General features: G+C 75.3%; 18 protein-coding genes. 11 read left to right on the top strand and 7 right to left on the bottom strand.

The genetic code is table 11. The annotated features are described in order from the left end of the window. Positions 1 to 61 precede the first annotated feature (61 nt). Positions 62 to 1,642, top strand: coding sequence for a S8 family peptidase (locus AC07DA_RS15150; RefSeq protein WP_479128171.1), 1,581 nt, complete (start codon positions 62 to 64; stop codon positions 1,640 to 1,642). Positions 1,643 to 1,939: 297 nt separating this feature from the next. Here AC07DA_RS15150 and AC07DA_RS15145 read toward each other — a convergent pair whose 3' ends face one another. After that, positions 1,940 to 2,449 carry a MarR family winged helix-turn-helix transcriptional regulator gene (locus AC07DA_RS15145; protein ID WP_479128169.1) on the bottom strand — a complete coding sequence of 170 codons (510 nt, stop codon included), beginning with the start codon at positions 2,447 to 2,449 and terminating at the stop codon, positions 1,940 to 1,942. An 89-nt stretch (positions 2,450 to 2,538) separates the two neighbouring features. On the opposite strand from AC07DA_RS15145, the gene AC07DA_RS15140 reads away from it, so the two are divergent. The 6 genes from AC07DA_RS15140 to AC07DA_RS15115 all read left to right on the top strand — a co-directional run bounded on the left by AC07DA_RS15140 (position 2,539) and on the right by AC07DA_RS15115 (position 11,801). After that, a complete protein-coding gene (locus tag AC07DA_RS15140; protein ID WP_479128167.1) occupies positions 2,539 to 4,659 on the top strand; it encodes an MMPL family transporter in 2,121 nt (706 codons plus the stop codon). Between the two features lie 100 nt (positions 4,660 to 4,759). Next, the gene (locus AC07DA_RS15135) at positions 4,760 to 6,349 is read left to right on the top strand and encodes an SDR family oxidoreductase (RefSeq protein WP_479128165.1); all 1,590 of its coding nucleotides are present in this window, start codon (positions 4,760 to 4,762) and stop codon (positions 6,347 to 6,349) included. Between the two features lie 624 nt (positions 6,350 to 6,973). Continuing rightward, a complete protein-coding gene (locus AC07DA_RS15130; RefSeq protein WP_479128163.1) occupies positions 6,974 to 8,191 on the top strand; it encodes a polyprenyl synthetase family protein in 1,218 nt (405 codons plus the stop codon). Then, entirely contained in the window at positions 8,188 to 9,774 is a 1,587-nt protein-coding gene (gene crtI / locus AC07DA_RS15125) for a phytoene desaturase family protein (RefSeq protein ID WP_479128161.1), read from the top strand. The genes AC07DA_RS15130 and crtI overlap by 4 nt, the downstream gene beginning before the upstream one ends. Further along, on the top strand, positions 9,761 to 10,804 hold the full coding sequence (locus AC07DA_RS15120; RefSeq protein WP_479128159.1) for a phytoene/squalene synthase family protein: 1,044 nt from the start codon (positions 9,761 to 9,763) through the stop codon (positions 10,802 to 10,804). The genes crtI and AC07DA_RS15120 overlap by 14 nt, the downstream gene beginning before the upstream one ends. Next, complete coding sequence (locus AC07DA_RS15115) at positions 10,797 to 11,801, top strand: Rieske (2Fe-2S) protein (protein ID WP_479128157.1); 1,005 nt, start codon at positions 10,797 to 10,799, stop codon at positions 11,799 to 11,801. The genes AC07DA_RS15120 and AC07DA_RS15115 overlap by 8 nt, the downstream gene beginning before the upstream one ends. Before the next feature lie 106 nt (positions 11,802 to 11,907). Here AC07DA_RS15115 and AC07DA_RS15110 read toward each other — a convergent pair whose 3' ends face one another. From AC07DA_RS15110 to AC07DA_RS15095, 4 genes are all read right to left on the bottom strand, one after another. After that, a complete protein-coding gene (locus AC07DA_RS15110; protein ID WP_479128155.1) occupies positions 11,908 to 13,521 on the bottom strand; it encodes an FAD-dependent oxidoreductase in 1,614 nt (537 codons plus the stop codon). After that, a complete protein-coding gene (locus AC07DA_RS15105) occupies positions 13,518 to 14,249 on the bottom strand; it encodes a methyltransferase domain-containing protein (protein ID WP_479128153.1) in 732 nt (243 codons plus the stop codon). The genes AC07DA_RS15110 and AC07DA_RS15105 overlap by 4 nt, the downstream gene beginning before the upstream one ends. Next, entirely contained in the window at positions 14,246 to 15,436 is a 1,191-nt protein-coding gene (locus AC07DA_RS15100) for a lycopene cyclase family protein (protein WP_479128398.1), read from the bottom strand. Before AC07DA_RS15100 ends, AC07DA_RS15105 begins: the two co-directional genes overlap by 4 nt. A 401-nt stretch (positions 15,437 to 15,837) precedes the next feature. Further along, positions 15,838 to 17,094 carry a MerR family transcriptional regulator gene (locus AC07DA_RS15095; RefSeq protein ID WP_479128151.1) on the bottom strand — a complete coding sequence of 419 codons (1,257 nt, stop codon included), beginning with the start codon at positions 17,092 to 17,094 and terminating at the stop codon, positions 15,838 to 15,840. 163 nt (positions 17,095 to 17,257) lie between these two features. Here AC07DA_RS15095 and AC07DA_RS15090 point away from each other — a divergent pair, with 163 nt between their 5' ends. The 4 genes from AC07DA_RS15090 (at position 17,258) to AC07DA_RS15075 (ending at position 19,821) form a co-directional block, all read left to right on the top strand. Beyond that, on the top strand, positions 17,258 to 17,860 hold the full coding sequence (locus AC07DA_RS15090; RefSeq protein ID WP_479128149.1) for an RNA polymerase sigma factor: 603 nt from the start codon (positions 17,258 to 17,260) through the stop codon (positions 17,858 to 17,860). 107 nt (positions 17,861 to 17,967) lie between these two features. Continuing rightward, positions 17,968 to 18,795: a DUF4397 domain-containing protein gene (locus tag AC07DA_RS15085; protein ID WP_479128147.1), complete on the top strand. Its 828-nt coding sequence runs from the start codon at positions 17,968 to 17,970 to the stop codon at positions 18,793 to 18,795. 28 nt (positions 18,796 to 18,823) lie between these two features. Next, on the top strand, positions 18,824 to 19,426 hold the full coding sequence (locus AC07DA_RS15080; RefSeq protein ID WP_479128145.1) for a class F sortase: 603 nt from the start codon (positions 18,824 to 18,826) through the stop codon (positions 19,424 to 19,426). 5 nt (positions 19,427 to 19,431) lie between these two features. After that, the gene (locus tag AC07DA_RS15075) at positions 19,432 to 19,821 is read left to right on the top strand and encodes a hypothetical protein (RefSeq protein WP_479128143.1); all 390 of its coding nucleotides are present in this window, start codon (positions 19,432 to 19,434) and stop codon (positions 19,819 to 19,821) included. Positions 19,822 to 19,947: 126 nt separating this feature from the next. Here the strand turns inward: AC07DA_RS15075 and AC07DA_RS15070 are convergent, their stop codons facing one another. Both AC07DA_RS15070 and AC07DA_RS15065 read right to left on the bottom strand, forming a co-directional pair. After that, positions 19,948 to 20,184 (bottom strand): colicin immunity domain-containing protein, encoded by a 237-nt coding sequence (locus tag AC07DA_RS15070; protein WP_479128141.1) that lies wholly within the window; start codon positions 20,182 to 20,184, stop codon positions 19,948 to 19,950. Between the two features lie 181 nt (positions 20,185 to 20,365). Then, complete coding sequence (locus AC07DA_RS15065; RefSeq protein WP_479128139.1) at positions 20,366 to 20,938, bottom strand: hypothetical protein; 573 nt, start codon at positions 20,936 to 20,938, stop codon at positions 20,366 to 20,368. Between the last annotated feature and the right edge of the window lie 49 nt (positions 20,939 to 20,987).

The raw sequence follows: 20,987 nt of genomic DNA, 5'->3' as shown, positions 1-20,987 counted from the left end.
GGTGCTCCAACGGGCGTGCACCACACCCCACAGCGCACCACCGATGAGGAGGACCCCTCAGATGGCAGTGATGCGTACTCCCCACAGATCCACCCGGCGAAGACTGGCCGCGCTCGGCGCGACGGCCACCGCGGCGCTCGTCGCGAGCCTGGTCTCCGCCCTCCCCGCCGGCGCGGCTCCGGCCGCCGCCGAGGGGCGCGTCCAGTACGAGGGCGCCGCCAACGCCGTCGCCGACAGCTACATCGTCACCCTGAAGACCGCGAAGGCCGGTTCCGCCGAGGGCCGCGCCCTCGCGCACAAGTACGGCGCCGCCATCGAGCGGACCTACACCAAGGCCCTCAACGGCTACGAGGTCGAGGCCTCCGCGTCCGAGGCGAAACGTCTCGCCGCCGACCCGGCCGTCGCGTCCGTCGTGCAGAACCGGACCTTCTCCATCACCGCGACGCAGCCCTCCCCGCCCTCCTGGGGCCTGGACCGCATCGACCAGAAGAGCCTGCCGCTCAACAGCTCGTACACCTACCCCGACTCGGCGGGCCAGGGCGTCACGGCGTACGTCATCGACACCGGCGTCCGCATCACGCACGGCGACTTCGGCGGCCGGGCCTCCTACGGCTACGACGCCGTCGACAACGACAACACCGCCCAGGACGGTCACGGCCACGGCACGCACGTCGCCGGCACGGTCGCCGGCAGCGCCTACGGCGTCGCGAAGAAGGCCAGGGTCGTCGGCGTCCGGGTGCTGAACAACTCCGGCCAGGGCACCACCGCGCAGGTCGTCGCCGGCATCGACTGGGTCGCCCGCAACGCGGTCAAGCCGGCCGTGGCGAACATGTCCCTCGGCGGCCCGGGCGACACGGCCATCGACACGGCCGTGCGCAACGCCATCACCTCGGGCGTCACCTTCGTGGTCGCGGCCGGCAACGAGTCCACCAACGCCTCCACCCGGTCCCCCGCACGCGTCACCGAGGCCGTCACGGTCGGCGCCACGACGTCGAGCGACGCCAAGGCGAGCTACTCCAACTACGGTTCGGTGCTCGACCTGTTCGCGCCCGGCTCGTCGATCACCTCGGCGTGGAGCACGGGCGACTCGGCGACCAGCACCATCTCCGGTACGTCGATGGCGAGCCCGCACGTCGCCGGGGCCGCCGCCCTGCACCTGGCCGCCAACCCCACGGCCACGCCCGCGCAGGTATCCGCCGCGCTGACGGCCGCCGCCACCACCGGCGTCGTCACCAGCCCGGGCACCGGTTCACCCAACCGGCTGCTGTACGTCGGCGGCGGCACGACCACCCCGCCCGGGCCGCGCTTCGAGAACACCGCCGACCACACCATCGCGGACAACGCCACCGTCGAGTCCCCGGTGACGGTCTCCGGCGTCTCCGGCAACGCCCCGTCGGCCCTGGCCGTCGAGGTGCACATCGTCCACACCTACATCGGTGACCTCCAGGTCCAGCTGGTCGCGCCCGACGGCACGGCCTACACGCTGAAGGGCTACGGCACCGGCGGCAGCGCCGACAACATCGACACCACGTACACCGTGAACGCCTCCTCGGAGCCCGCGAACGGCACGTGGAAGCTCCGCGTCAGCGACAACGCGAACTTCGACACCGGGCGGATCGACGCCTGGGCGCTCCAGTTCTGACGGAGCGCCGGGGGCCGGGCCGTCGGCGGCCCGGCCCCCGCACGTCCGCCCGGCCCGCGGGGCCGGTCCGGGACCCACCGCCGGCCGGCACCCCACCGGGGGTGCCGGCCGGCGCCCCCGGTTTGGCCGCCCGTGCGCGACCACCTTCTCCTCGGCCCTCGGCATGACCGTCGCCGCTTCTTTCGTCCCGGGCGGCTTCGTCATGGGGAGGGTCATCGCGACGTCCGGCGCGTACGGCCCGGTCTCCCGCGGGCTCCCCCGCCTCGGACGGCGGCGGACGCTGGGTGCCCGGAGGCCTCAGCCCGAGCCGCGGCGCAGCAGCGCCAGCTCCGCGTTCATCTCGGCGAGGAAGCGGACCACCACCGCCAGTTCCTCGGTGCTGAACCGGCCGCGGGCGGCTTCGGTACTCCGGGCCAGCGGGCGGAAGTAGTCCCTGGCCAGCCCCCGGGCCGCGTCCGCGTAGTGCAGGTGGACCACGCGCCGGTCGCCGGCGTCCCGCACCCGGCGGATGTGCCCGGCCCGTTCCAGCCGGTCCAGGCAGGCGGTGACCGCGCCGGACGTGAGGTTGAGCTGCTTGCGCAGCCGCCCGGGCGTCATCGGCTCGCCCTCCGCCTCGGGGTCCGCGTCGGCGTCGAGAATCGCGATCAGCGCCTGCATGTCGGTCAGGTGCAGGCCCTGCGCCTGGGCGAACTCCTGGGCGATGCGGTTGAACTCGCTGTTCATCCGGCGCAGCAGAACGGCGAAGGTCTGCAACCCGATGGGGTCGTCCGCCGGAAGAGATGCCGTGGGCACGCCGGAACCGCTCATGTCCCCACCCTAGTATTTCTCGATGATTGAGATACTTTATCATCGAGTCACTTTGTGAGTGAGCCGTCGTCTCTAGGCTGGGGATGCGCATGAGTACCGCACCGCGACGGGCCAGGTGGCTCGTCCCGCTCGTCCTGCTGCTCGTCTGGCTGGGGGTGGGCGGCGCCCTCGGCCCCTACGCGGGCAAGCTCGGCGAGGTGGCCACCAACGACCAGGCGGCCTTCCTGCCGCGCAGCGCCGAGTCGACCCGGGTGCTCGACGCCCGGGCGGCGTTCGACCGGTCCGAGACGGTGCCGGCCGTCGTGGTCTGGACGGCGGACGGGCGGCGGTTCACGGCGGAGCGGCAGGCCGAGGCCACCCGCGCCGTCGCCGCGCTCGCCGGGAAGCCCGGGGTCGTGGGCCGTCCCTCCCCGGCCCTGCTCTCCGACGACCGGGAAGCGCTGCAGGCGGTCGTCCAGCTGGAACCCGACCTGGGCGACGACCTGCCCACCGTCCTCGGCGAGGTGCGCGAGGCCGCCCGGGACGTGCCGGGCACCACGGCGCGGATCGCCGGACCGGCGGCCAGCCAGGCCGACCTCTCGGACGCCTTCGCGGGCATCGACGGACTGCTGCTCGGCGTGGCGCTCGGCGCGGTGCTGCTGATCCTGCTGCTCGTCTACCGCAGCGTGCTGCTGCCCTTCGTGATCATCCTGGGATCGGTCTTCGCCCTGGGCGTCGCCTGTGCCGTGGTGTACGCGCTGGCGGAGCGGGACGTGGTCCGGGTCGACGGGCAGGTGCAGGGCATCCTGTCCATCCTGGTGATCGGCGCCGCCACCGACTACGCCCTGCTGCTGGCCGCGCGCTTCCGTGAGGAACTGGCCGTGCGCGGGGACCGCTGCGCGGCCGCCGTGGCCGCGGTGCGCCGGTCGTCCGGGGCGATCACCGCCAGCGCCGCGACCGTGGCGCTCGGGCTGCTGGCCCTGCTGGCGAGCGACCTCACCAACAACCGCGCCCTCGGGCCGGTCGGCGCCATCGGCATCGCCTGTGCCGTGCTCACCACCCTGACGTTCCTGCCGGCCGTTCTGGCGCTGCTGGGCCGTACCGCCTACTGGCCGTCCAGGCCGAAGCCGCCCCAGGAGTCCGCCGAGGGCAGCGGGGTGTGGCGGCGGGTCGCGGCGACGGTGGACGGCCGGCCGCGGCGGACCTGGGTGGTCACGGCGCTCGTCCTGACCGCCTGCGCGGCTTTCGCGCCCTCCCTGTCGTCCCGGGGCGTGCCGCTCGACGAGATCTTCGTCAACGACGCGCCCTCCGTCGCCGCGCAGCGCACGCTCGGGGAGCACTTCCCCGGCGGCTCCGGCAACCCGGCCGTCATCATCGCCGACGCCGACCGCACCGCCGAGGTGACGGCCGCCGCGCGCGCCACCGAGGGCGTCGCGTCGGCCGGTGCCGTCTCCGCCTCCGGACGGCCCGGGGCGGGCGAGCCGCTCGTGGTGGACGGGCGGGTACGCGTCGACGCCACCCTGGAGGCCGCCGCCGACAGCGACGCGGCCAAGGCGACGGTCGAGCGGCTGCGCGCGCGGGTGCACGCGGTCCCGGGGGCCGACGCGCTGGTCGGCGGGTACACGGCGCAGCAGTACGACACCCAGCGCACCGCCGCCCGGGACCGCACGGTCATCGTGCCGATCGTGCTCGCCGTCATCCTGCTGATCCTGGTGGCGCTGCTGCGCTCCCTGCTCGTGCCGGTCCTGCTGGTCGCGACCGTCGGGCTCAACTTCCTGGCCACACTGGGCGTCTCGGCGCTCGTCTTCGAGCACCTGCTCGGCTTCGGCGGCACGGACGCGTCGGTGCCGTTGTACGGCTTCGTGTTCCTGGTGGCGCTCGGCGTCGACTACAACATCTTCCTGATGTCCCGGGTGCGGGAGGAGGCGCTGGTCCACGGCAACCGCCGGGGCGTGCTGCGCGGACTGACCACCACCGGAGGGGTGATCACCTCGGCGGGCGTGGTGCTCGCCGCGACGTTCGCGGCCCTGATGGTGATCCCCCTGGCGTTCCTGGTGCAGATCGCGTTCATCGTCTCCTTCGGCGTGCTGCTGGACACGCTCGTGGTGCGCTCGCTGCTGGTGCCCGCACTGGTGATCGACCTCGGGCCGCGCGCGTGGTGGCCGAGCGTGCCGGCCGGCCGGGACGCGGCGGCGCCTCGGGCGGCCGGGGCCGATGCTCCGTCCGGCTGAACGGCCGCGGGCGCCGTGCCGCGCATCCGCCGCGGGGGCCGGACGCGAAGTCTCCTGTAGGGGCCGGCCGTGAGCGCGGCCGGAGACGGGAGGCAGGAGCATGACCGAGGACGGGCAGCGGCTGCACTGCCTGGTCACCGGGGCGTCCGGGTACGTCGGCGGGCGCCTGGTGCCGGAGCTGCTCCAGGCCGGGCACCGCGTCCGGTGCCTGGCCCGCTCCCCCGGCAAGCTGCGCGACCACCCCTGGGCGCCGCACGCCGAGACGGTCCGCGGAGACGTCACGGACGCGGCGTCGGTCGCCGCCGCGATGCGCGGTGTCGACGTCGCCTACTACCTGGTGCACGCCCTGAACAGCGGCTCCCGGTTCGAGGACACCGACCGGGACGCCGCCCGGATCTTCGCCGAGCAGGCGCGCGCCGCCGGCGTACGGCGGATCGTCTACCTCGGCGGGCTCACACCCCGGAACGTGCCCGAGCGGTCGCTCTCGCCGCACCTGCGGTCGCGCGCCGAGGTGGGGGAGATCTTCCTCGCCTGCCCCGTGCCCGCCACGGTGCTGCGGGCGGCCGTCGTCATCGGCTCGGGCTCGGCCTCCTTCGAGATGCTGCGCTACCTCACCGAACGCCTGCCCGTCATGGTCACCCCCAGCTGGGTGCACACCCGCACCCAGCCCATCGGGGTCCGGGACGTGCTGCGCTACCTCGTCGGCTCGGCGGCCATGCCGGACGACGTCGACCGGGCCTTCGACATCGGCGGTCCCGACGTCCTCACCTACCGGGACATGATGCTGCGGTACGCCGCCGTCGCCGGTCTGCCACGGCGGTTCATCCTGCCGGTCCCCTTCCTGACCCCCCGGCTGTCCAGCCACTGGGTCGGCCTGGTCACGCCGGTGCCCGCGTCCCTGGCCCGGCCGCTGACCGAGTCGCTGCGCCACGAAGTCGTGTGCCAGGAGCACGACATCGCCCGGTACGTGCCGGACGGCCCGGGCCGTCCGCTGCCGTTCGACGAGGCGCTGGCCCTGGCGCTGCGCCGGGTGCGGGAGGCGCAGGTCGCCACCCGCTGGTCCTCCGCCTCGGTGCCCGGTGCCCCCAGCGACCCGCTGCCCACCGACCCGGACTGGGCGGGCGGCAGCCTCTACCAGGACGAGCGGCGGCGGCCGGTCGACGCCTCCCGGGCGGCGCTGTGGCAGGTGGTCGAGGGCATCGGCGGCGACAACGGCTGGTACTCCTCCCCGCTGGCCTGGGCGGCCCGCGGCTGGCTCGACCGGTTCGCCGGCGGGGTCGGGCTGCGCCGGGGGCGGCGGGACACCCAGCGCCTGCGGGTCGGCGACTCGCTGGACTTCTGGCGCGTGGAGGAGATCGAGCCGGGCCGGCTGCTGCGGCTGCGCGCCGAGATGCGGCTGCCGGGCCTGGCCTGGCTGGAGATGTACGCCGAGACCGACGACCGGGGCGGCACCGTCTACCGGCAGCGGGCCCTGTTCCATCCGCGCGGGCTGCTGGGCCACGCCTACTGGTGGAGCGTCGCCCCGTTCCACGCCGTCGTCTTCGGCGGCATGGCCCGCAACATCGCCCGGGCCGCGGCCGCGGGCCCGGGCGGGAGCCGGAGCGCCGCGCGGAGCCCGCGCGCCCCACGCGTCCGCGCCGGGCGGGGAGCCCGGCGGCGGACGCCCTCCGCACCACCGCACCAGGAGTGACGCCATGACCGTCGGGGTCGTCCTGTGCACCGCGGATCTGCGCCCGCACGACCGTCCACCGCCGCGCGCCGCGCCGTACGAGCCGTACGTGGCGGACGTGGCGGACGTGGCGGACGTGGCGGACGTGGGGGTGCCGCTGTGCGCGCGACCCCGCCGTCCCCGCGGCCGGCTTCGACGCGCCCGACCGCGCCGCCTTCCCCGCCGACTGCCTGGCCGACTGCCTGGCCGACCCGGACTCCTCGCCGCGCAGCCGCGGCGGGCGGCTGGTCGTGCGCTCGGGCCCGGTCGCCCGGGCGGGGATCGGGCACCCAGCGGCGTACGTACGTGCCGTCCGGGTCGACGCGCAGCCGCACCCCGGCGGCCAGGCGCACCTGCGTGGCACCGCAGGCGGCGGCGACCGCGCGGAGCGGACGTCGGCGGCGCGGCGGTGCACGAACCCGGGCGGCTTGCGGCGCAGCAGCGCGCCCGACCGGGGTACCCGGGGCCGCTCATCGGCCTGGGGGACGGGCGGCCGGCCCGCCTCGGCGGGCGCGCGGGCGCGGACGGCCGGTGGCGGGCGCATCCAGTGCGCCGCCGGCGGTGGAAGCACACAGGTGCGGATGAACGGACGAGAAGGGGTTGCGCATGCTTGGACCGCGGCCGATGGTGGCCGGACCGGCGGACGGAGACGACGCGACGCTCACCGCTCGCTGGGCCACGGGCGCCGTGGAGACCGTCCTGGAACAGGTGCTCGACGCACGGCTGCGGCAGGCCCGCGGTGTCGACGCGGTGTTCGCCCGCGACGTGGCCGAGCGCGTCGCCGCGTTCGTCCTGCGGGGCGGCAAGCGGCTGCGGACGGCGTTCGCCTGGTGCGGCTGGCGGGCCGCGGGCGGCTCGGGCGACGCCACGGCGGTGCTGCGCACGGGCGCTGCACTCGAACTGCTCCAGGCCTGCGCCCTCGTCCACGACGACGTGATGGACGGATCCCCCGTGCGGCGCGGAGGCCCGGCCCTGCACGTGGAGTTCGCCGGGAGGCACCCGGCCGGGCCCGCCGCGGCGTTCGGCGCGCCGGGCGCGGCGCCCGCCGGGCCGCTCGGCGCATCGGGCGCAGAGTCTTCCGGGTCGTTCAGCGCGTCCGCCGGGTCGTTCGGAGCGTCGGCCGCCGTGCTCGCGGGTGATCTGGCGCTGGCGTGGGCGGACGACCTGCTGACGGAGACGGCGCTCGGATCGCCGCAGGGCGCCCGGCTGCACCACGAGTGGCGGGCGACGCGCACCGAGATGGTCGCCGGGCAGTACCGCGACCTGCTCGCCCAGGCGAGCGGTTCGTCCGACGGCGAGGAGGCGCAGGCCATCGCCGTGCTGAAGAGCGCCCGGTACACGGTCGCGCGTCCCCTGGCCCTGGGCGCGTGCCTGGCCGGCGCCGACACCGGTACGACGCAGGCGCTGCGGTCCGCCGGCCACTGCGCGGGCCTGGCCTTCCAGCTGCGCGACGACCTCCTCGGCGCCTTCGGCGACCCGGCCCTGACGGGGAAACCGGCCGACGACGACCTGCGGTCCCGCAAGCTCACCCCGCTGCTCGCCGCCGCCGTCCGGCTCGCCGACGCCACCGGGGACCGCGAGGCCGCCGAGGTGCTCGCCCCGGGCGCGCACGCCCGGCCGGACCACACCGTGGAGCGGATGCGGGCGGCGCTGGAGCGGACGGGCGCCCGGGCCGAGCTGGAGGCGCGGACCCGGCAGCTCGCGGCCGCCGCCCTGCGGCACTTCGAGGCGACCGGCGCGGGACCCGGCGTGCGGCGGGAGTTCGCCGCCCTGGTGGAGCGGGCCGCGGGCGTCGCCCCGCGCCCCGCCGGGGAACTCGTATGAGGACCGTGACCGGGCCGACCGACCACGTCGTGGTGGTGGGGGCGGGGCTGTCGGGACTGGCCTGCGCGTTGCACCTGCTGGGCGCCGGGCGCCGGGTCACGCTCGTCGAACGCGACGCCGGCCCCGGCGGCCGGGCGGGCCGGCTGCGGCTCGGGGACTTCCTGGTGGACACCGGGCCCACCGTGCTGACGATGCCGCACCTGGCCGACGAGGCGTTCGCGGCCGTCGGCGACAGCCTCGCCCGCCGGGTGGAGCTGGTGCCCCTGCACCCGGCCTACCGGGCCGGCTTCGCCGACGGGACCCGGCTCGACGTGCACACCGACGGCGACGCCATGGAGGCCGAGGTGCGCCGCTTCGCCGGACCGGCCGAGGCGGCGGGCTACCGCAGGCTGCGGCACTGGCTGGAACGGCTCTACCGGGCCCAGATGCGCCGGTTCATCGACACCAACTTCGACTCGCCGTTCCAGCTCGCGCACCCGGACCTGGCCCGGCTGGCGGCGCTCGGCGGCTTCGGGCGGCTGGACGCCCGGATCGGCCGCTTCCTCTCCGACGCCCGTCTGCGCCGGGTCTTCTCCTTCCAGGCCCTGTACGCCGGGGTCGCCCCGGCCCGGGCGCTGGCCGCCTACGCGGTGATCGCCTACATGGACACGGTGGCCGGCGTCTGGTTCCCCAAGGGCGGCATGCACGCGCTGCCCCGCGCGATGGCCGGCGCGGCGGCCGCCGCCGGTGCCGAGCTGCGCTGGTCGTCCGAGGTGAGCGGGCTGGAACGCGCGGCGGGCCGGGTACGGGCCGTGCACCTCGCCTCGGGCGAGCGCATCCCGTGCGACGCGGTGGTCCTCAGCTGCGAACTGTCCACCGCGCACCGGCTCCTGGGCCGGGCACCGGCGCGCCCGGTCCCGCTGCGGCACTCCCCGTCCGCGGTGATCCTGCACGCGGGCACCGACCGGACCTGGCCCCACCTCGCCCACCACACGCTGTCGTTCGGCGCCGCCTGGGAGCGGACCTTCGACGAACTGACCCGCACGGGAGCGCTGATGAGCGACCCGTCGCTGCTGATCACCCGGCCGACGGCGCACGACCCCTCCCTGGCGCCGCCGGGCCGCCACCTCCACTACGTCCTGGCGCCCTGCCCCAACACGGAGGTGGGCCCCTCCGCCGCCGCCTGGCGGCAGCTGGGCCCGCGCTACCGCGACAGCCTGGTCGCCGAGCTGGAGCGGCGCGGTCTCGACGGCTTCGCGGACAGCGTCGAGGAGGAGGCCCTGGTGACCCCGCTGGACTGGACGGCCCAGGGCCACGCGGCGGGCACGCCGTTCTCCGTCTCCCACACCTTCGCCCAGACCGGTCCGTTCCGGCCGCGCAACCTCGTGCGCGGGCTGGACAACGTCGTGCTGGCCGGCTGCGGGACCACACCGGGCGTGGGCGTGCCGACCGTGCTCATCAGCGGGAAGCTCGCCGCCGCCCGCGTCACCGGCGCCCGCGGCCGGACGCCCCGGCCGGCCCGTGCCGCGGACCGCCACCCGACCACCCCGGCCAACGCCCCGACCACCGCCCCGACCAGCGCAGGTGCCCATGACCCGTCGTGAACTGGACGCCGCCGGGATCACCGGCCCGGACCTGCGTGCCGCCTACGCCCGGTGCCGGCGGCTCAACGCCCGGCACGGCCGGACCTACTTCCTGGCCACGCGCCTGCTGCCGCTGGAGCGCCGCTCGGCCGTGCACGCGCTGTACGGCTTCGCCCGCTGGGCCGACGACATCGTCGACGACCTGGACCGCGACCGCACGCCCGACGAACGCGACCTGTTGCTGAAGCGGCTGGAGGGCGACCTCGCGCACGCGCTGCGCAGCGGGGGCGGTGCGGAGCCGGTGGTGCGGGCCGTGTCCGACACCGCCGAGCGGTACGCCATCGACGTCACCCTGTTCGCCGACTTCCTGGCCTCCATGCGGGCCGACCTGACCGTCACGGACTACCCGACCTACGCCGACCTGCGGGCCTACATGCACGGCTCGGCCGCGGTGATCGGCCTGCAGATGCTGCCCGTGCTCGGCACGGTCGTCCCACGCGAGGAGGCCGCACCGCACGCGGCGGCCCTCGGCGTGGCGTTCCAGCTCACCAACTTCCTGCGGGACGTGGGCGAGGACCTCGACCGGGGCCGCGTCTACCTGCCCGCCGACCTGCTCGCCGCGCACGGCGTCGACCGCGCGCTGCTGGAGTGGAGCAGGCGCACCGGGCGCACCGATCCGCGGATCCGGGCGGCGTTGGTCGCGGCCGAGGCCTTGACCCGGGACGTGTACCGGGCGGCGGAGCCCGGCATCGCGATGCTCGACCCGCGGGTACGGCCCTGCATCCGCGCCGCGTTCACGCTGTACGGCGGCATCCTCGACGCGATCGCGCGGCACGACTACACCGTGCTGCACCGCCGCGCGGTGGTGCCGCGCCGCCGCCGGGCGGCCACCGCGGCGGCCGGGGTGGCGCGGGTGGCCGGCGCGCGGTGGCGCGCCCGGCTGCCGCACGCGGCGCCCGCGCCGGGTGCCGCGCCGCTGGAAGGCCTGGAAGGGCTGGAAGGGCTGGAAGGGCTGGAAGGGCTGGAAGGGAAGGAGACGGGCCGTGGCTGACCGACCTGAGAAGACGCGCTGGACCTCACCGCTGCGGCGGCGCCGCGGACCCGGCTGGGCGCAGCAGGAGCCGACCTGGCGCGCGGCCCGGCCGGGCCTGATCGCCGACGCGCTCAAGCGGGCCTCAGCCCGGCCCTCCGGCAACTGGTTCGTGGTCGGCTCCTCCCGGGACGTCCGCCCGGGCGGCCCCTGCGGCCGGACCGTCGGCGGTGTGGAGGTGGTGCTGTGGCGCTCGGACTCGGGTGAGCTGCGCGGCGGCGCCGGCGTCTGCCCGCACCTCGGCGCCCCGCTGCGGGACAGCCGGGTGGTGTGCGGCACGCTGGTGTGCCACTGGCACGGACTGGCCCTGGACGGCTCCCCGTTCGCCGGCTGGCAGCCGTATCCCGTCCACGACGACGGGGTGCTGGTGTGGGTGCGGCTGGACGCGGTCGGCGGCGAGGAGCCCACGGAGCTGCCCGTGGTCCCGGCGCGGCCCGCGGCGGGCAGCGGGGTGGACGCGGTGTTCTCGGCGGTCGGGCGGTGCGAGCCGCAGGACGTGGTGGCCAACCGGCTCGATCCGTGGCACGGGTCCTGGTTCCACCCCTACTCGTTCGTCGACCTGACGGTCGTCCGGGAGCCGCGGGGCGAGGACGACGACGCCTTCGCGGTCGACGTCTCCTTCCGGGTGGCGGGGCGTCTGGTCGTGCCGGTGCGGGCGGAGTTCACCGCGCCGGAGCCGCGCACGGTCGTCATGCGCATCGTCGACGGGGAGGGTGCCACGTCCGTCGTGGAGACCCACGCCACGCCGCTGACCGCCGAAGGCGACGCACGGCCCCGCACGGCCGTGATCGAGGCGGTCGTGGCCGCCTCGGACCGCCGCGGTTTCGCCCTGGCCCGGGCCGCCGCGCCCGTACTGCGGCCGCTGATGCGGCACACGGCCGGGCGCCTGTGGCGCGACGACCTGGCGTACGCGGAGCGGCGCTGGACGCTCCGGAGCACTGGGCGCTTCCCGGGGTGACGTGAGTCTGGGGGCCCGGCCCGGGTGGGCCGGGGGGCCCGGTCGGGGTTGCTTCGCCGGACGGGCCTGTGCGGGGCGCCCCCGGCCCGTCCCCGGCGGGTCCGTTTCAGCGATGGGCCGGGTGTCCCGCCAGGGCGTTGAGGGCCCGCAGCGCCCGGGAACGGCCCGCCCGGGGCACCGTCCACAGCACCTGGCCGCGCACACCCCACCCGGCGAGCAGGGCGTTGGAGGCCAGGAAACCGGTGGTGGCGGCGCGTTCCATCAGGGCCACGGGCAGGTCGCAGCGGATCCCGTCGCCGGCCAGCGTCAGCCAGGGGTGCGGGGAGCGCACGGTGGGCCTGCTCCCGTACGTGCCGGCCCGGAACAGTGGGCAGTCCTCCCGCCACTCGTGCCGGGCGTCGACGACCCGCGCCTCGCGGGTCTCCGGGTACACCCGCCGCAGTTGCCCGAGCAGGTCGTCCTGCGCGGTCCGCGGGTCCGCCCCGGCGGCCACGGCGTAGGCGTGCAGTTCGACGACGGAGCCGCCGTTCTTCCCGGCCCAGCGGGCGGCCTCGCCCTCGTAGCGCTCCAGGACGCTGATGTTGTCCAGGCCGCCGTAGCCGCTGGTGCCGAGGAAGCCGGGCCGGTCGTCGCGGACCGGGCGGTCGAGCCAGAACCGGGAGACCAGGAAGGGCGGGGCGGTGCGCAGGGCGGCGATGCCGTCGCGCCAGGGGCCGGTGCCCAGGGCCGGCGAGGCGGCGACGAGCCGTTGCAGTCCGGCGGTGTCGAGGGCGAGCACCACCGCGTCGTACCGGTCGGTTCCGGTGCCGCTGCGCACCTCGGCCCCGCCGGTGCCGGCGGGTTCCACCGCGTCGACGGGCGTGCCGGTGCGCAGGTTCGCGCCGAGGCGCCGCAGGTAGGCACCGAGCGGGTCCCACAGGGCCTGCGGGAAGGGCTCGTCGGGCACGTCGAAGAGCAGGCCTTCCGCCGAGCCGAGGAAGTAGATGTGGAACATCAGCATCAGCTCGGCGGCGGACAGTTCGCGCGGGTCGGCGAAGAAGCTGCGCGAGAACACCTCGAAGGCCAGGTGGTGCGCGGCCTCGGGGAAGCGGACGCGGTGCAGGAAGTCCGTCGCGCCGACCCCGTCGAAGCGCTCGTACACCTCCGGCACCCGCACGTCCAGCAACGGCAGCGCCGCCCGGGCGTCCATCGCGGTGAGGTCGCGCCAGCCGAAGGTGGGGCTGAGCGCGACGAAGCCGAGGGCGCTCAGGGGCGGGGTGCGCGGGACGCGGGCGAAGCTGTCGGTCAGTCCGCCGCTGTGCCGCAGGGGGTAGTCGGGCAGGGGGGTGAGGCGGGCGAGGGCGGGGTCGGTGCGCCGCAGCAGGCCGCGCAGGTTGTAGTACTGGCGGAAGAAGGCGTGGAAGCCGCGGCTCATGGTGACCTCGGAGCCGTCGGCCAGCAGGGTGCGGTGACCGGCGAGGCGTCCACCGAGGGACTCCCCGCGTTCGTAGAGGGTGACGCGGGCGCCGCGTTCGGCCAGTCCGGTGGCCGCGGCGAGACCGGCGATCCCGCCCCCGACCACCGCGACGGCGGGCGCGTCGGCGGGGTCGAACCGGTCACGGCCGGGGGCGGGCGTCAGCACCTCGGCCTTGCGGTCGCGGCCGCGACGGGCGGCGCCGCGACGGGCGGTGCTGTGGCGGGCGGTGCCGTGACGGGCGGTGCCGGGGGTGCGGGTGCTCATCGGGCGCCCTCCCCCGCCGCGGCGGCGCCGTTGCGGGCGACGAAGGTGTGGGTGATGCCGGTCTGCCACCCGGCGAGGGGCAGGGTTCGCGCGTCCGTGAACCCGGCGCGGGCCAGCCGGGCGGTGAAGGCGGACGCGGTGTCGAAGGCGAGGACGCTGCGGTACAGGTGCCGGTACAGGGCCCGGTCGCCGGTGAGCGTGCCCGCCGGGACGACCACTCCCCCGCACACGGCCGTCCACAGCGCCCGGTGCGCCGGGGAACCGCCGAGGCTGTACTCGTGCACGGCCAGGCGTCCGCCCGGCCGCAGCAGCGTCCGCACCGAGCGCAGGAGCGCGTCCGGGTCGGAGACGTTGCGGAACAAGTAGGCCGCGAAGACCGCGTCGAACGGGCCTTCACCGGTCGTCGTCAGCTCCTCTGCGCTCAGGTGCAGGAACCGCACGGACTCCGGCCACGGCTTGGACAGCGCCCGCCGCAGCATGCCCGCCGAGGCGTCCACCGCGGTGACGCGCGCCCGGGGCGCGGCCCGCAGCAGGGCCCGGGTGGAGGCGCCGGTGCCGCACCCGAGGTCCAGGACGTGCAGCCCGGCTCCGTCCCGGGGCAGCCGCAGCCGGCGGGCCGAGCGCAGCAGGTCGGTGCGGTATCCGGGGTTGAGGGCGGTGAGCCGGTCGTAGGTGCGGGACGCGTGGTCGAAGGCGCGTGCCAGGTCGTGGTCGCGCAGCAGGGTCATCGCGGGCTCTCTCCGGTTCCGGGGGCGGGGTGGGTTCGGCGGGGCAGGAAGGGCAGTTCGACCGCGGTGCGGAGCATCGGGCCCACCGGGGTGCGCAGTCCGATGCCCCACTCCTCCCGCAACGAGGTGGCGCCGTCGAGGAAGCGCAGCAGACGGTGGGTCGGGGTTTTACGGAACAAGCCGGTGAAGAACGCGGGTCCGTCGACGCGCCCGGTGTCCAGGGCCCGCAGCAGCACCGCGTCCATGGCGAGCGCCCGCCGCCCGTGCGGGGGCGGGACCGGGTCGCGGCCCTCGCGCAGGGCGGCGGCGATGGCCCGGCTGTGCCGCTGGGCGGCGGCGAAGGTGTACCCGGTGGCGGGGCGGGTCGCGCCGCCCGCGGTCCCGATCCGGAAGACGGACCTGCCGCTCCGCCGGGGGAAGCGCGCGTCGGTCATGGGGATGACGCCCTGTTCCGCCGCCTCCACGGCGAACGCGCCCAGGCCCAGCACCTCGCGGACGTAGTGCCCGAGGGCGGCCTCGTACGCCTCGGTGGTGAGCGGGGCCCGGGAGAACTCGGTGTACTCGACGAGCGCCCGGTCCGGGGCCAGCGGGAGGACGTAGCCGAAGGCGAGACCGTGCCGGGGCTGGGGCACGCGGAAGTCCATGAGGTCGGCGACGGCGGGGTCGAACCGGTCGGCGGCCGTACGGACGAACCAGCCGCGGAAGTGCTGCAGCAACCGTGTCCTGGCGGGCGGCAGCGCGGGCAGGGGCCGCGAGTCGAAGACGTGCCGGGCGCGCAGGGTCAGGGTCCGGCCGTCGGGGTCCGTACACCGCACCTCGGCGCCTCCGGGCACCTCGCGCACGGTGTCCGCGGTCGCCCGCAGCAGCCGCCCGCCGGGCGCCTCGGCCAGCCGCGCGTGCACCAGCCGTTCGAACGCCGTGGACCGCACCATGCGGTAGCGCGCCGGGGCCGGGTCGAGGGTGAGCGCCTCGCCGTCGGGGGCGTGCACGCGCAGCAGGGGCCAGGTGGCGGTGACGGCCTCGGCGAAGTCGCCGGGGCCCTCGTCCCAGTCCCAGTAACACCAGGTCCGTTCGGCCGGTCGTACGGGGCCGTCCGGCGGCTCGACCACGGTCACGGTCGCGGTGCGGGTGCGGATCAGCCGGTACGCCAGACCGAGCCCGGCGGCACCGCCGCCGACGACGACCACGTCGGAGGTGAGGTCGTCGTCCGAGGTGGGGTCCCCGGGCGGGGTGACGTCCCCGTTCGGTGCGGGGTCCCCGTTCGGTGCGGGGTCCCCATTCGGGGTGGGGTCCCCGCTCGGGGTGGGGTCCCCGCTCGGGGTGGGGTCCCCGCTCGGGGTGGGGTCCCCGCTCGGGGTGGGGTCCCCGTCCGAGGTGGCATCGGCGGCGCGGCTCACCGGGCCCCTCGCTCTGTGCCGACCGCGGCCCGCGCGCCGATCACGTCCACTCTCCGCTCCCACCACTGCGTCGACGACACCACCGCGCTCCGTTCTGCTCCGTCACCGCTTCGGGCCGAGGGGCGGGGCTGGATGCACCGGCGCCCTTCCGTACCACCCCCGCGCCACCACCCCGCACCACCACCTCCGCACTACCGCGACACGACCGACTCCAACACCGCGACCGCCTCGGCCAGCCCCGTCGGACGCGGCAGGCCCGGCACCGCCCGGCCGCCGGCCCAGCCGGGCCCGATCGTCAGGACGGCCGGCTTGCGCCGGGCACCGCGTACCCCCCATTCCATCGCGGCCACGTGCTGAGCCAGCGGACGACTGGCCGTGCCGCGGGACTGCGCCCACAGCGCCACAGCGGCCGGTCCCGTTCGGCGTACGGCCGTGACGAGCGACTCGACGGGCAGTGCGCCGCCGAACATCCGTACCGGCAGGCCCCGTTCGGCCAGGGCGGCGGCCAGGACCTCCAACGGCAGCGTGTGGTTCTCCCCCGGGACGCAGGCGAGCACCGTGAGGGCGCCCGGGCGGTCGGCGACCGGGGCGGAGGCGCTGCGCCGCAGCGCGCCGGAGACGTGCCAGGACAGGAAGTGCTCGACCTCGACGTACTTCTCGCCGGAGCTCTCCCACTTGCGGCCGACCGCCTGGAGCGTCGGCGTGATCACTTCGGTCCAGGCGGTGACCAGCCCGTGCTCGTCGATGGCGGACTGGAGCAGTTCGTCCAGGGCGGCGGCGTCGAGGCGCAGGGCGGCACGGGCGATGCCCTTGCACTCCTGGCGTACGTCGCCCAGACGCAGCCCGCTGCCGGCGCGGCTTCGGGCACGGGTGCGGGTGGGGACGGGCGTGGGGGTCGCCCCGGACGCGGAGCGAGGCGGCGACGTGCCGGCTCCGGGCCCGGAGCCGGGGCCGGGGCCGGGGCCGGCCGGAGCCAGATCCGGCACGGCGCCGGCGGGACGCCCGGCCGGGTGCACCTCCGGCACGGCTCCGCGGGGAGGCCCGGCTTCGCCCGCTCCCGGCGCGGCTCCGGCGGCGCGTCCGGCCGGGGCCGGGCCCACGTCCGGCGGCACTTCCTCCCGCACCATGCGCGCCGCCTCGGCGGGCGGTATCCCGGTCGCCGTCAGGGCGCACATCCGCTCCAGGCGTGCCACGTCCCCGGCGGTCCAGCGCCGGTGCCGGCCGCCGGTGTGCGCGTCGGGCCCGAGGCCGTAGCGGCGGTCCCAGGTGCGGACGGTGGTGGGCGCGACGCCCAGCCGCCTGGCCACTTCGCCGGTGGTGAGACCACCACCGACCGCCCCACCACCGACCGAGCCGCCACCGGCCGCCCCACCATCGGCCGACTCACCGCCAGCCGGCCCACCGCCGCCCCTCGGCAGGTCCTCGTCGTTTCGTCCCTGTCCAGCCATACCACTCACTGTACGACGCACAAACGACGCATGTTGTCGCGCGTCGTTTGTGCGCCGAACACTGGCGTCGAGCGCAGGGTCGCCGCTTCGCACAGCGACCGGTGCGGTCCGGCAGACAGACGGTCTCCCGTCCCGCACGACGCCCGGCAGGAGGAACCAGGCCATGATCACCAACACGCGACGCACGGACCTCGCCCCGCCCGTGGAGGAGACGCGGTACGAGGAGGAGCTGGCCCGTGGCCTCCTCGCCGCCGACGAGGAAGCCTTCGCCGCGATCTACCGCCGTTGGGGCTCACTCGTCCACACCATGGCCACCCGGTTGCTCGGCGACACTCACGAGGCGGAGGACGTCACCCAGCAGGTCTTCCTCGGCGCCTGGCACGGCCGGGCCGGCTTCCGCCCGGAACGGGGGCCGCTCGGCGCCTGGTTGGTCGGCATCACCCGCCGCAAGATCGTCGACGCGCTGGCGGCCCGTACGAGGCGCCTGACGCTCATCGACTCGGCCGCCCACGCCTCCGACCGGGGGGACGCCGACGCCGCTCCGGACCGCGTCCTGGACCGGGTGCTGCTCGTCGACGCCCTGGCCCGCCTGCCGCGACCGCAGCGCGAGGTGCTCTGCATGGCGTTCTACGAGGACCTGACGCAGGCGCAGATAGCAGAACGGACCGGTCTGCCCCTGGGCACGGTCAAGAGCCACGCCCGCCGCGGCCTGCACCGCCTGCGCGCGGCGATCGAGCAGTCCGCGGCCCCCGCCCGGGGCGCGTGACCGCCGCGCACCGGCCCGCCCGGCCGCGCATCCAAGGCGGCCCCCACCCCCGAAACGGGACCGAGACTCCGCACCGTACGGAGACTCCTTTCGAAGGGACGATCCCCATGAACTCCCGATTCCCCCTCGCCCTCGCAGCCTCCGCCGGCGCCTGCGCCCTGGCCCTCGGGGCGGCCGCTCCGGCCCTGGCCGACCAGCAGGACAAGGCGATGGTGTCCGTCTTCCACGGCATCCCCGGACTGACCGTGGACGTGTACGCCAACGGCGACGAACTGCTCAGCGACTTCGAGCCCGGCACGGTGACGGACCCGCAGTCCCTCGACGCCGGCACCTACGACATCAAGATCTTCGAAGCGGGCAAGGGCCCCGAGGGCACCCCCGCCCTGGAGAAGAAGGTCGAGGTGCCCGAGGGCGGCAACGCCACGGTCGCCGCGCACCTGACCGCCGACGGCAAGCCCCGGCTGACGGCCTTCACCGAGGACATCGCCGCGGTCGACGCGGGCACGACGCGCCTGACGGTCCGCCATGTCGCGGCCGCTCCCGCGGTGGACGTCCGGGCCGGCGGTCAGCCCGTCTTCACCGGCCTGACCAACCCGAAGGAGGACACCGCCGAGGTCGACGCCGGCACGGTCAACGCCGATGTGGTCCTGGCCGGCACGGACACCGTGGCCATAGGCCCGGCCGACCTGCCTCTGAAGGAGGGCACCAGCAACGTCGTCTACGCCTGGGGCAGCGCGAACGACAAGAACCTGGCGTTGGCGACCCAGTCGTTCAGCGGCATGGCCTCGACCCCCAAGGCCGTCCACGCGGGCGGCAGCGGCGCCGCCGTCACCCCGAACTCCTCCGGCACGTGGCCCGCCTGGGCCGCCGCGGCCGGAGTGGTCACGGTCACGGGCGTCCTGACGGCCCGCCGCTTCGCCGGCCGGCGTGGGTGACGGCAGGGGACGGCGCCCGGGTCGGATCATGGCGGCTGCCGCACTGGCAGCCGCCCTCGGCCTCACGGCCCCGCCGCCCGAACGGCCCACAGCGCCCAAGGACTTCGCGGCGGCCCCGGCGGAACCCGCGGTCCCCACGGCCGCCGCACCGCAACAGCCAGGGGCGGACGAACGCCCCCCGCGACGGATCCTGATCGACGACGTGGACCTCGACGCCCGCGTCACCCCCGTGGGCGTCACGAAGCAGGGCGACATGACCGTCCCCGACGACCCGGCCAAGGCCGGCTGGTACCGCTACGGCCCGTCCCCGGGCAGCGCCGAAGGTTCGGCCGTGCTCGTCGGTCACGCCGACACGGACTCCGGCGACCTGGGAGAGTTCGCCGCCCTGTACGAGGTGCGGCGAGGCCAACGGGTGGAGGTACGCCGAGCGGGCACGGACCCGGTGCACTACCGGATCGTCTCCCGCACCACGGTCCCGAAGGACGACCTGCCCTCCTCGGCCTTCCGCCGCTCGGGCGCGCCCGTCCTCACCCTCATCACCTGCGCGCCCCCGTACGTCCCCGACCGGGGCGGCTACCTGTCCAACCTGGTCGTCACGGCGGAGCCCACCGCGTCCGGGAGGCCGCAGTGACCCACGTGGACCCGTCACACCTGGTCGAACTGGCCCTGGGCAGCGCCCCCCGCACCGCCGCGGACACCGAGGCGCTCCACCACGTCGACCACTGCGCCCGCTGCCGCGACGACCTCCACGCGATGACCCGCGTGATCGAGGCGGCCCGCACGGCGGAGCTGATCGACCTCCCGACCACACCCCCGGCACACGTCTGGCACCGCATCACCCGGGACCTGTCCGCAGAACCGGCGCCACCCGAACGCCCCCGACGAACCCCGGACCGCCGGAAGCGCGCCCTCCTCGCCCTGCTGACCCTCGCGACAGCCGCCGCCGTCACCACCACGCGCTGCTCCCGGCGTCGACGTTTGGCACAACGCGCTGCTCAAGAGCCTCGCTGCCTTACGTGCCAGTAACCCGAACCGAGCCCGACACGTCTGCGCGCTCCGAGGCCGAATGCCGTCTGCCCACCAGCCCATCGAGAGCAGAAGACTCGAGCGAGACGTGAGCAGGGGGCCACATGTTCAGAGCGACCTGGCGTTTCACCACCGCCGGCACGCGTCGAGGCAATGCTTCGCTCCGGCCAGCAGTTCGACTTCCGTCACGTCTCCGGGGTCCCGCGCGGTCTCATCCGCCACGAAGTCCTCCATGACGCGGAGCAGTTTGTTCAGGATGGCGGCGTCCTCCTCGGAAACATCCCGCAGCCCCCGGAACTCGGACCAGAACCTCGACTTGAACTCCAGCGCGTCGATCTGCCCGGAGACGAAGAGCTCAGCCATGGCCGCATAGGGTGCGAGCGCCCTCGGCGGCTCGGTGGTGGGCGCCATCCCAGACTCCCGCGCCACCCGTCACCGGTCACACGTTGAAGCGGAATTCCTCAATAAGGCTCTAACCTGCGAAAATGCCTGAAGGTCTGTCGCCCCATTCCTAGCCACCAGCGGCTTCGCACAGAGAAGGGGGTTACGGATGAACAGGGTCTTGCCATCGCTGCGGATCGCCGGCTGGACGCCGACCCTGGCGAAGAGCCAAATCGCCAGCGATCCGATCGAAACCACCGCGATCAGGTCCGGAGTGTGTCCAGACAAAAGCCAACAGCAGCGGGATGATAAGTACATCGAACCAGCCGTAGCGGAGAATTCTGGTCGTCGGTGTTGCTGCATCCGTTTCCACGGTCTTCTGTGCCCGAAGCACTGCATGCCTGAGATCCCGCCGTGCTCCGTTTGCCCTCTTGCCGTCGAAGATGGAGCGCGTCATGGACCACGGCATTACCATCCCGATTCCGTCCAGCTCGAATGCACCGCAGAAGAAGGGGTTGCAGACCTTTACTTCGGTATCATTCCATTCAGTGAATGGCATGATACCGAGCCGGACAAGTATCCAGCTGACCCCGCACGGCAGAGAGAGGGCAAGGGATACCTCCCAGACGCCCTCTGGTGCACCGGAATCGAAGAAGAGGAAATAGACGGATACAGCCGCCATTGCCGCGATCATTGCGATGGAGGTCGAGAAGACGACCCTGTTCCTGTCGCGCATTGCGCATTCCTCAAGTGGGCATGCCCGGATTGCCTGCCGAGAGGCGTTC

It is taken from the genome of Streptomyces sp. NPDC044921 (assembly GCF_056432865.1).
The sequence above is the reverse complement of the archived record's forward strand: the minus strand, read 5'-3'. Positions and strand labels throughout refer to the sequence as shown.

Excerpts from the sequence above, each read along its gene's own strand:
- AC07DA_RS15130 (WP_479128163.1), top strand. The coding sequence starts at position 6,974 with ATGCTTGGACCGCGGCCGATGGTGGCCGGACCGGCGGACGGAGACGAC.
- AC07DA_RS15070 (WP_479128141.1), bottom strand. The coding sequence starts at position 20,184 with ATGGCTGAGCTCTTCGTCTCCGGGCAGATCGACGCGCTGGAGTTCAAG.
- crtI (WP_479128161.1), top strand. The coding sequence starts at position 8,188 with ATGAGGACCGTGACCGGGCCGACCGACCACGTCGTGGTGGTGGGGGCG.
- AC07DA_RS15135 (WP_479128165.1), top strand. The coding sequence starts at position 4,760 with ATGACCGAGGACGGGCAGCGGCTGCACTGCCTGGTCACCGGGGCGTCC.
- AC07DA_RS15140 (WP_479128167.1), top strand. The coding sequence starts at position 2,539 with ATGAGTACCGCACCGCGACGGGCCAGGTGGCTCGTCCCGCTCGTCCTG.
- AC07DA_RS15080 (WP_479128145.1), top strand. The coding sequence starts at position 18,824 with ATGGCGGCTGCCGCACTGGCAGCCGCCCTCGGCCTCACGGCCCCGCCG.
- AC07DA_RS15110 (WP_479128155.1), bottom strand. The coding sequence starts at position 13,521 with ATGAGCACCCGCACCCCCGGCACCGCCCGTCACGGCACCGCCCGCCAC.
- AC07DA_RS15120 (WP_479128159.1), top strand. The coding sequence starts at position 9,761 with ATGACCCGTCGTGAACTGGACGCCGCCGGGATCACCGGCCCGGACCTG.
- AC07DA_RS15105 (WP_479128153.1), bottom strand. The coding sequence starts at position 14,249 with ATGACCCTGCTGCGCGACCACGACCTGGCACGCGCCTTCGACCACGCG.
- AC07DA_RS15150 (WP_479128171.1), top strand. The coding sequence starts at position 62 with ATGGCAGTGATGCGTACTCCCCACAGATCCACCCGGCGAAGACTGGCC.
- AC07DA_RS15095 (WP_479128151.1), bottom strand. The coding sequence starts at position 17,094 with ATGGCTGGACAGGGACGAAACGACGAGGACCTGCCGAGGGGCGGCGGT.
- AC07DA_RS15090 (WP_479128149.1), top strand. The coding sequence starts at position 17,258 with ATGATCACCAACACGCGACGCACGGACCTCGCCCCGCCCGTGGAGGAG.
- AC07DA_RS15085 (WP_479128147.1), top strand. The coding sequence starts at position 17,968 with ATGAACTCCCGATTCCCCCTCGCCCTCGCAGCCTCCGCCGGCGCCTGC.
- AC07DA_RS15065 (WP_479128139.1), bottom strand. The coding sequence starts at position 20,938 with ATGCGCGACAGGAACAGGGTCGTCTTCTCGACCTCCATCGCAATGATC.
- AC07DA_RS15145 (WP_479128169.1), bottom strand. The coding sequence starts at position 2,449 with ATGAGCGGTTCCGGCGTGCCCACGGCATCTCTTCCGGCGGACGACCCC.